Consider the following 7,422-nt stretch of genomic DNA (forward strand, 5'->3'; position numbering starts at 1 on the left):
ACGTGTCGGGTGCCAGCACGGTGAACGTCGACGCAGACTTCTTCGTCGGAGGCGAGGTTGGAGCAGTTGCCGGCGACGGATCTGTCACGGTGACCGACGGCTCGTCTGTCACTGTCGGCGACGACCTCTACATCGGAACCGACATTTCGACGGGTGTCCTCTCGCTCTTCGGTGCTGGGACGACACTGACGGTGGGCGACCGGCTCTACGTCGGCTGGGGCTTCGCAGGCTTCCCTGCGACGGGGACGCTTGAAGTCGGACGTGGTGCCGTCGTCGAGGCCACCGCCGGCGAAGGCCTCAACTACGCCGATGCCGGCGGCGACCAGGCGACGGGCCGATTCGTCATCGGCGACGATGGAACCGGAACCGTCTCCTCCGGCCTGATCGAGGCCAGCACCTTCGGCTTCGGCACCGGCACGGCGATGCTCGAGCTTGCAGTCGATGGCGGCGTCGTGCTCGACGTTGGCGACGTATTTGTGCTCATCGACTACAACACGTGGGACGGCGGTCTGTTTGCGAACGTGGCGGACGACGAAATCGTCTCGTTCAGCGGCTTCCAGTTCCTGATCGACTACAACGACGCCGCGTTCGGCGGGACCGCACTCACCGCGACCGTCATCCCCGAACCCCTCGCCGCCCTGGGCGGTTTCGCCGGCGTCGCCCTCATCGGCCTGCGCCGCCGAGCGAAGGTGTGATCGGAACCGCCGGGTTGCGGAACGTCGCCGCTAACAAGCAGGTCGTCGGGTTTCGCACAGCTTGCTCCGGACTGGTTGCTGCTTCATCACTCAGAGGCGTCAGACGCTGGTTGTGATGCGGGAGGTTTGAGGCGGAACTCGACGCGGACGGCTTCGGCTTCCTCGGTGCGTCCCATCGCTGCGAGGCAGTCGGCGTGGCGGCGTGCGGCCTTGCGTGTGGCGGGGTGTTCGTTGCCGAACACGCGTCGGTAGCCTTCGATCGCCTCCCGATAGAGCGGCTCCGCCGCGTCGTACTCGCCTCGATCTGCGAGCAGAAACGCCGTGTTTTGCAGCGAGAGCAGCGTGTCAGGATGAATGTCGCCGAGCACACGGCGCTGCCGTTCGAGCGTGTCGCGATAGAGTGTCTCGGCAGCGTCCTTGTCGCCGCGGACTTGGAGTACGACTGCCAGGCCATTGGCCGCGCTCAGTGTGTCGGGATGATCGCCGCCGAGGACGCGGCGGCTTCCATCGTGTGCTTCCCGGTAGAGCCGTTCTGCGGCCTCCAGATCACCGCTGTTTATGAATTGAGTGGCTAAGTTGGTGATGGACATCAGTGTCTCGGGGTGATCTCCTCCGAGAACGCGGCGGTAGCCGTCAACTGCTTGTTGGGAGAGTGTCACAGCCGCGTCGACGTCTCCGAGTTCACCGAGCACTGTTGCCAGATTGCGAATTGAAGTGAGCGTGTCGGGGTGATCGTCGCCGAGTTCGCGTTGATGACCATCAAGTGACTCTCTGAGGAGCGGTTCGGCTGCTCTGAAGTCTTCATTACTGAACAGCAGGGCTGCCAGATTGCCGACCGAGGCCAACGTATCGGGATGTTCATTCCCTAGAACTCGGCGGCGACCATCAAGTGCCTCTTGTATGAGAGGCGCAGCTTTTTCGAAGTCACCGCGGGCGAAATACACAACTCCCAGGTTGTTCATCGTGTCCAGCGTCTGGCGGTGATCGTTGCCAAGCTGTCGGCGATGAGTGTCGAGCGTCTCTTCGAAGAGTGTCGTCGCTTGCGGATATCGCCCGACTCGGAACAGCACTTCGCCCAGGCTGGTCTGCAACACCGCCTTGACCAGCGGGCGATTTTCGAAGCGGTCGCCGAGGTCGTCGACAGCGCGTTCTACCACTTCGATGACGGTGATTTCGTCCCCGCGTGCGTTTGCCGGATTGGCTTCATCGAACATGCCGACAAGGAAGTCGTTGGTCTCTTCGGCGATCGCGGCCTGACGCTCGGCCTCCTGGCGTTGTTGCTCGGCGACCAGGCGCTGCTGCTCGGCTTCGTCGCGTTGCCGCAAGGCGTCGGCCTCGGCGTCGTTGGCACGCTCGGCCTCGGCTAGAGCGAGTTCGGCCTGCTCATCGGCACGCACCATCTGCGTCGTCGTGCCGACAATTCCGCCGGCGAGCAACACCGCGATAACCGCCGCCGTGGCCAGCGCGACTCTGTGCTTGGCGATCAGCTTCTTCGTCCGATAAGCACGGCTCTCGGGCCCGGCGATCAACGGTCGGCCGTTGAGGTAGTTGTCGATGTCCTCGGCCAGTTGCAGTGGGCTCGCGTACCGCCTTGCCGGCTCCTTCCGCAGCGCCATGAGCGGAATCCACTCCAGCTCGTGACGAAGCGTGCGTCCCAGCTCTTCGAGTCGAATCCTCCGGGTTTTGGCGAGGCTTTCTGTTTCGGTCGGATCGATGCGCGTTAGTCGCGTGCTCGGTGACGGCGGGTCGACTTCGCGGATGATGCGACGCACCTCGTCGTCGGCGGAGCGTGCTAGTTCGCGCGGGTCGAACGGGGCGACGCCCGTCAGCAGCTCGTAGAGCAGCATGCCGAGGGAGTAGACGTCGGTGCGCGTGTCGATGTCGGGCGAGCCGGCTGCCTGCTCGGGACTCATGGTCGTGTACGTGCCGATGACCATGCCGCCAGCCGTATTGAAGGTCAGGTCGGTCAGGCGATCGCTCGTCATTGCCTTGGCGATGCCAAAGTCGATCACTTTGACGGTCGGCTTGCCGTCGTGTCGGTAGGCCAAGACGTTGCCGGCTTTGATGTCGCGGTGGATGATCGCCTTCTGGTGGGCGTGGTTGATCGCGTCGCACACCTGCTTGAACAGCTCAAGTCGCTCGTCGATGGTCAGCTTCTGCTCGTCGGCAAACTCGGTGATCGGCAGACCCGGCACGTGCTCCATGACGAAGTACGGCCGGCCGGCGTCGGTGCTGCCAGCGTCGAGGACTTTGGCGATGTGCGGGTGGTCCATGCGGGCCAGCGCCTGCCGCTCGGACGAGAAACGCGCAATGACCTCCTTCGTATCGACGCCGGCCTTGATGACTTTGAGAGCAACGGTCCGTTGAACGGGCGTCCGTTGCTCGGCCTTGTACACCGAACCAAAGCCCCCGTCGCCGAGGAGCTCAAGGATGACGTACGGCCCGACGCGGTCACCCTTGTTCCACTGGATGTTCATGTCCCGATGCACCACGCTTGGCGTCTCGACAGACGTCGGTCGACGAGTGGCATCGGTGTGGTCTTCTGAAGGCAGCAATTGCCGGACCTCGGCCGCGAGGTCGGGGTCGACCAGCGCAAGATCGCCGAGTTCCTTGTCTCTGGCTTCGTGCGTTCGCTGGAGGAGCAACTCGACCCACTGTGGTGCTGTTCGCCGGTTGCTCATCCGATCAGTGTGCACGCGCGGCCAAGCCCGCCGCAAGTTGGTGGCACCGAGCGGGTCGCGTCCGTTCGGTCGTACTGGTTGTGCGTTGTCCAACCACACCCGGGCGCGCTGGGGCAAGCGCAGCTGCTGCAACCCGCTGCCGCTCCTTCGGAGTCTGACGTACCATCTCCCCATGCGGGCGAGCCACTGGATGAGGACGACGGCCGTCGCGACGCTGGCGGTGTTGGGACTGAGCGCAGCAGCGCTTGCAGAAAAGCCGTTGCAGGACATGACGCCAGAGGAGCGGCGAGTCGTGTTCCAGCGTGAGCTAGGCAAGGCGTACCTGGACACCTTCGAACCGGCGCTTCGGCGATTCGACCGCTTGCCGCGGCTAGTGGCGACCGTGGCGGTGGCGCGATTGGACTCGGAAGAAGCGACGACGGCGCTGGTCGACTCGCTCCGTTTCGCCTCAGGGCTGGATGACTTTCGCGAGGCACGTCGCGGCGGGCCAGACCCGGTGGTGGCGTGGCTCGCGTGGGAAGCACTGCGTGGACGGCTCGACTCGCTCAGCGACGACCAGCTCGCGACGTGGCGCAAGGCCGGAATCGTCTCGGCGGCCAACGGCGGATTTCCGGGCGAGCTCTCGGCGACGCTGTTCGAGGCGGCTGCGTCTGGACCGGCGTCCGACTACGGCGACGCCGTCGGCGGTGCGGCGGCGACAGTCGTTGCCAGAACGCCTTGGAACGATGAAAAACCCGCGGCCGAACTCGTCGCCCTGCGCGACGCAGTCGCCGCATGGCGCGATCGCGAGGTCGTCGAGGCACTACTCGACCGACAGCTCCTTCGACTCAACACGGCACCGCAGAAGGTCGACTACGTCCTCTCGGCACTGCCCGGCGCACCGGCGGCGATCGAAGGCGCGCCGGCCGCACGAGACGTGATGCGACGCTGGCGTCCATGGCTTCGCAGCGATGTCACGCCGGCATCGGCCGATGACCTGTCGACGTACGTCGCGAGCGATCTGCTCTTGCCCAAGCCTGAGACGCCTGATCTCGAGGACGAGTCGTGGCGCGACGCGTTCGAGGCGGGCGACCTGGAGGTGCGCGGCGTTGACCTGGCGTGGGTGATCGACGCGACCGGCTCGATGGCCGAGGAAAACAAGGCCGTCGCGCGGGCAACAGGGCGTGTGATGAGCCTTCTGAGTGTGTTGAGCGGCGAATCGCGTGGTGCTGCCGTGTACGTGCGCCACGAGGTGATCGACGAGTTGCAACAGAACTGCTGCCGCCACGCCGAGGGACACCCGCGCGGTTACACCGCCAGGCCGTTTCCGCTGACGTCGGACATCGCTCGGCTCTCACGTGCGATGTTCTTCGAGCCGGTGCCAAAGCCCAATCGCGAGCAGTGGGCCAACATGCACCCCGGCACGGCCGTCCACGGCGGGATGGTCGCGGCGCAGCAAGGCCTGCGATGGAACACCGAAGGCGGAGCGTTGCACGCCATCGTTTTGGTGGCCGACGCAGAGATGACGCCCAAGACAGAGGACGCCACTGCGAAGCTCGCTTACGACTTTGCCCGTCGTGGCGTTCGCATCCTCGCGCTTCATACGCAGAAGCCCGACGAGCACTGGAAGCGTGCGATCGAAGAGGCGGCCGGTGGAAGCGTCATTCGCTTCAAGGCCGGCGACATCAATCGCAGCGGCCTGCCGACCGAGCCGCTCAAAGCTTGGACGATCGAAGCCGCCGAAGAGCAGTTCGGCAACATCAATCCGTTCGAAGACGTCGCCCTGCGCATCATCGACAGCGCCGTCACCGAGGGGTATCACCCACGCATTCGCCAGGTCATTGTCGCCACCGGGCCGTTTATGCGTGCGGCTTTTCCTGACATGCTGCCGAACGAGAAGCGATAGGGCGTTAGAGTCGAACGCATGCCGACGTGGTTGCGCGTGGTCGAATCGCTCTTGCCACTGGTGCTGCTGGTCTCGCTCGGTGCGGCACTGATGCGGTTCGGCTTTCTCGAGCGGGCCACGCGACAGCAGCTCGATCGGCTCGTCTACTGGGTCTGCTTGCCGGCGCTCCTGACGAAGATGATCGGCGTCGCGGGCGGGCTCGACAGGGCGGTCGGCGAGGTCGCGTTGGCCTTGGCGTTGGCAACGGTCGCCGCAGCAGCCATCGGGGCGATTGGGTGGAAAGTGCTTCGCGGCGGAAGCGATGCGTTCGGCGTCATGGTGCAGGGAAGCTGCCGCGGCAACCTCGCTTTCGTCGGCGTGCCCGTCGTCGCGCTCGGCGGCGGAAGCCCACGAGCCATCGCGATGGCGGCCGTTGCACTGGCACCGACGGTGCTGCTGTTCAACGTGCTCGCCGTGAGCGCACTGTCGTGGGGACGATCACGCGGCAGCGGGCTCAGCGGTGCCAATCTGCTCAAAGGTGTCGGGCGTGAGCTGGTCACCAATCCCATCCTGATTGCGTGCGCGGCGGGACTAACCCTGGCGACCAGCGGCTGGCGTCCGCCCGACGTGGTGCTGACGTCACTCGATCTCATCGGCCAGCCGGCAGGCCCGCTCGCGCTGATGAGCCTCGGCGGGGCGCTGGTCACGTACAAGGTTCGCGGACGCATCGTCCCAGCCGCATGGTCGGCGGCGGCGAAGCTGCTGGTCGGTCCACTCGTCGCAGGAACAATCGCCTGGACGCTCGGCTTCGACGCCGATCAGGCACTCGCCGCCCTCGCACTCGCGGCCGCTCCGTCGGCTGTCGTCGGCTACGTCCTGGTCACTCAGCTCGACGGCGACGCCGCGCTCGCGGCATCCATCATCGTCCTGACCACACTCGCCTCGGCCGTCTCAATCGGCGTCGTGCTCGGCGTCGTCGAGGCCTGGCCCTACTGATCCAACCCATGCAACTCACACTCGACGGCTCACGCTTCCGATTCGACGGCCACCTCACCTACGCCGACAGCCCAAACGCCGACGCGCACGGCATGCTAATGAACGCCCGATTCATTCAGGGCGTCTTCGACGACAAGGCCGACCCGAGTCGCTTTGCGCGCTTCGGCTTCGATGAGTGGGACGCCGACGCCCAGACCGATCGACTCATCGCCGCGCTGCCCGAGTGGTACGGTTGGGGCCTGCGTGCCTTCACCGTCGGCTTCCAGGGCGGCGGGCCTTGCTTCACGACGGAGAACCCGACGATCGACAACAACCCCTTCGGCCGACGCGGCGAGGCGATCGACCCCGCCTATGCGGCGCGCATGGAACGCCTCGTCCGCGCCGCCGACGGCCTGGGCATGGCCGTCATCGTGAGCTTCTTCTACGGCGATCAGGCTGCACGAATCGACGACGAAGACAGCGTCCGACGCGCCGTCACCACGGCCAGCCGCTGGCTTCGTGATGGCGGATACCGCAACGTCATCATCGAGATCTCCAACGAGTACAACGTCGGCCCGTTTGCCAAGCACCCGGTGCTCTTCGAGCCGTACGGCGTGGCGAGCCTGATCGACCTGGCCCGTCGCGAAAGCGGCGGACTGCCCGTCGGCTGCAGCGGCACGGGCGGCGTCATGCCCGACGCCATCGCCGACGCCAGCGACGTCGTCCTCATCCACGGCAACGGCCAGTCGCGACAACGCTTCGCCAACCTCATCACCCGCGTCCGCCAACGCGTCGGCGACAAACCCATCGTCTGCAACGAAGACTCGCCCGCCGTCTCCAACCTGCCCGTCGCAACGCGGCAGGGCGTGTCGTGGGGCTACTACAACAACTGGACCAAGCAAGAGCCGCCGACGCGATACGAAGTGCGGCCCGGCCACGATCACTTCTTCGCCTGGCGCATGGCCGACGCGCTCGGCTACGCACCCGACGCGATTCCGCACGACGATCAGTTCGTGCTCACCGGCCTCGACGAACACGACCACGCCAACGGCCGCCGCTGGCCTGTGCTCGCTTGCCTCTTCACCGAGCAAGTGGATCGCGTCGACTTCGAACGCGACGGCACACACGTCGAGACGCAGTACGACGACCCCTTCGCCGTCGGCTGGCGCAGCAACTGGTACCACCTCGGCCACCCCGCTGCCGACGG

General features: G+C 65.7%; 5 protein-coding genes. 4 read left to right on the forward strand and 1 reads right to left on the reverse strand.

Features of this window, described 5'->3' with window-relative positions; genetic code table 11:
• Nucleotides 1-695: hypothetical protein (locus tag AAGI46_14130; protein MEM1013345.1), on the forward strand; the 695-nt coding region annotated here is incomplete at its 5' end.
• An 86-nt stretch (nt 696-781) separates the two neighbouring features.
• Here the strand turns inward: AAGI46_14130 and AAGI46_14135 are convergent.
• A complete protein-coding gene (locus AAGI46_14135; protein MEM1013346.1) occupies nt 782-3,376 on the reverse strand; it encodes a tetratricopeptide repeat protein in 2,595 nt (864 codons plus the stop codon).
• 172 nt (nt 3,377-3,548) lie between these two features.
• On the opposite strand from AAGI46_14135, the gene AAGI46_14140 reads away from it, so the two are divergent.
• The 3 genes from AAGI46_14140 to AAGI46_14150 all read left to right on the forward strand — a co-directional run.
• Nucleotides 3,549-5,261 carry a vWA domain-containing protein gene (locus tag AAGI46_14140; protein MEM1013347.1) on the forward strand — a complete coding sequence of 571 codons (1,713 nt, stop codon included), beginning with the start codon at nt 3,549-3,551 and terminating at the stop codon, nt 5,259-5,261.
• An 18-nt stretch (nt 5,262-5,279) separates the two neighbouring features.
• Nucleotides 5,280-6,236, forward strand: a complete 957-nt coding sequence (locus AAGI46_14145) for an AEC family transporter (GenBank protein MEM1013348.1) — start codon at nt 5,280-5,282, stop codon at nt 6,234-6,236.
• A gap of 8 nt (nt 6,237-6,244) precedes the next feature.
• Nucleotides 6,245-7,422 (forward strand): hypothetical protein (locus AAGI46_14150; GenBank protein MEM1013349.1); only part of this gene is annotated, 1,178 nt, incomplete at its 3' end.

The organism is Planctomycetota bacterium, assembly GCA_038746835.1.
GTDB lineage: Bacteria > Planctomycetota > Phycisphaerae > Tepidisphaerales > Tepidisphaeraceae > JBCDKH01.